Origin of the sequence: Pauljensenia sp. UMB3104 (assembly GCF_030217285.1) — a bacterium.
Taxonomy (GTDB): Bacteria; Actinomycetota; Actinomycetes; order Actinomycetales; family Actinomycetaceae; genus Pauljensenia.
This window is the reverse complement of sequence record NZ_JASONN010000175.1, coordinates 1-311: the sequence shown is the minus strand read 5'-3', so window position 1 is coordinate 311 and position 311 is coordinate 1. Positions and strand designations below refer to the sequence as shown.

1 protein-coding gene is annotated in these 311 nt (G+C 41.2%); it reads right to left on the bottom strand.

Annotated features, from left to right (window positions below; translation table 11 throughout):
• Positions 1-54 precede the first annotated feature (54 nt).
• The coding region (locus QP415_RS11250) for a hypothetical protein (protein WP_285100119.1) at positions 55-311 on the bottom strand (257 nt) is incomplete at its 5' end.

The window sequence follows — 311 nt, the reverse complement described above, 5'->3', positions numbered from 1 at the left end:
GTCCAAGGGACTCTCAAGTCTTCTCCAACACCACAGTTCAAAAGCGTCAATTCTTCAGTGCTCAGCTTTCATTATAGTCCAACTCTCACATCCATACATGACCACAGGAAAAACCATAGCCTTGACTAGACAGACCTTAGTTGGCAAAGTAATGTCTCTGCTTTTGAATATACTATCTAGGTTGGTCATAACTTTTCTTCCAAGGAGTAAGCGTCTTTTAATTTCATGGCTGCAGTCACCATCTGCAGTGATTTTGGAGCCCAAAGTAATAAAGTCTGACACTGTTTCTACTGTTTCCCATCTATTTCCCA